Source organism: Thermococcus sp., assembly GCF_027066465.1.
Lineage (GTDB): Archaea > Methanobacteriota_B > Thermococci > Thermococcales > Thermococcaceae > Thermococcus.
This window is the reverse complement of sequence record NZ_JAMONU010000130.1, coordinates 1-1759: the sequence shown is the minus strand read 5'-3', so window position 1 is coordinate 1759 and position 1759 is coordinate 1. Positions and strand designations below refer to the sequence as shown.

The following is a 1759-nucleotide window of genomic DNA, read 5'->3' as shown; positions in this document are numbered from 1 at the left end:
AATAGCTGTTTGCAAAGCTTCGGTTCCGGCCTTACAGGCGAACTCGAAGTCAGCGGTGCTGACGTCAGGCGTTGCTCCGATTGCCTCGGCTATGACCGTTCCTGTGGGCTTAACCGCGTAGGGCTTGCTCTCACTGCCAAACCAGACCGCCCTTATGAGCTTGGGGTCAATTCCGGCCCTCTTGAGCGCGTTTCTGGCAGCTTCAAGTCCTATGGTGAGCGCGTCCTCGTCGAGACCTGGAACGGCCTTTTCCTCTATTGGAAAGCTCGAAACGCCCCAGACCCTTCCTATCTCCTCGGCCTTGATTCTATACATCGGAACGTAGGCACCGTAGCCGACGATGCCCACATCCCTCTTCGGTTTCAGGAGTTTTCTCATGGGCATCACCCGAGAACTGTAGTCACCGGCAGTGGTTGGGGAAGTGCTTATAAAAGTCTTTCGGTAAAAGTGAAAAAGAATTTAGGCGATTGACGATAGGTTGATATACCTACCCTCCCAAACTTTATGGGGTGATAAGTTTGAGATACGAGATACTCCACAGGCCGAGCTTCTCCCTTCTCAGGGTCGAGCTCGAAGATGGCGAGGCCGTTCAGGCCGAAACAGGCGCGATGGTTTACATGAGTCCCAACATTAAGATAGAGACGAAGATGAAAGGCGGTCTGCTTGGAGCGCTGAAGCGAAGCGCCCTCGGCGGGGAAAGCTTTTTCATAAACACGTTCCGGACGGAAAGGAGGAATGGGGAAATAGGACTGGCACCCTCATACCCCGGCGACATCGAGGCTTTCGAGCTAAGCGGAACCCTCTACGCCCAGAGCGGCGCTTTTCTCGCGAGCTCAGAGGACGTGAGAATCGACACAAAGTGGGGAGGGGCGAAAACGTTCTTTGGGAGGGAAGGTCTGTTTCTCCTCAAGCTCACTGGGGAGGGTTATGTTTTCCTGTCGAGCTTCGGAGCGATACAGAGGAAGGAACTCCGCGATGAGAAGTTCATCGTTGACACGGGCCATATCGTGGCGTTCAGTGAGGGGCTCGACTTCAAAGTCCGCAAAGTTGGAGGACTTAAAAGCACTTTCCTGAGCGGAGAGGGCCTCGTTGCGGAGTTCAGGGGGACGGGAACCCTCTACATACAGACAAGAAGCGTGGATGGATTCGTGGGCTGGCTGGTGCCGTTCCTTCCAAAGAAGGAATGACCCTTATAATTTTTGAAAAAAGAAGAACTCAAGGCTTCCTGACCACGAAAAGCGCGTGGTCCTTCTCGTAGGGCTCGAGCGAAAGCCTCTCGACGACCTCAAAGTAGCTCGCGAGTTCCCTCTCAACTTCCTTGAAGACCTCCTCCGGCTCCTTGGTGACGTCGATGCTCCTGCTCTTGACAGAAATCATGCCGTAGCCGCCGCTCTTCAGGAAGACCTTTGCGTTGTCGATGAGGATTTTCGCCTGCGTCGGCTGGGCGACGTCCTCGAAGATGACGTCAACCTTCGGGACGAGGGCGCGGTAGCCTTCGGGCTTCGTTGCGTCGCCGAGTATAGGAACGATGTTCCTCCTCTCTTCAACGATTGGAACTAGCTCCCTGAGAACTCTCGGCGAGAACTCGACGCCGAATATCTTGCCCTCCCAGCCGACGATGTCGCTGACGTGGGAAGCGGTGGTTCCGCTCGCTATTCCGAGGTAGAGCACCGTTGAGCCGGGCTTAATCGGGAAGTTCTTGAGGCCGTTGAGTATTGCCGCGCCGAGCTTTGAACGGCTCGGGTTCCAAATCCTGTAC

At 55.0% G+C, this 1759-nt stretch carries 2 protein-coding genes and 1 pseudogene; 1 reads left to right on the top strand and 2 read right to left on the bottom strand.

Annotated elements, in window-relative coordinates:
• A pseudogene (locus tag MVK46_RS06085) lies at positions 1-378 on the bottom strand (hydroxymethylglutaryl-CoA synthase); the annotation flags it as partial.
• Positions 379-518: 140 nt separating this feature from the next.
• Between MVK46_RS06085 and MVK46_RS06080 the strand changes: the two are divergent.
• The gene (locus MVK46_RS06080; protein WP_297535747.1) at positions 519-1187 is read left to right on the top strand and encodes a TIGR00266 family protein; all 669 of its coding nucleotides are present in this window, start codon (positions 519-521) and stop codon (positions 1185-1187) included.
• A gap of 28 nt (positions 1188-1215) precedes the next feature.
• On the opposite strand, the gene MVK46_RS06075 is transcribed toward MVK46_RS06080, so the two are convergent.
• Positions 1216-1759: fibrillarin-like rRNA/tRNA 2'-O-methyltransferase (locus MVK46_RS06075; protein WP_297535746.1), on the bottom strand; the 544-nt coding region annotated here is incomplete at its 5' end.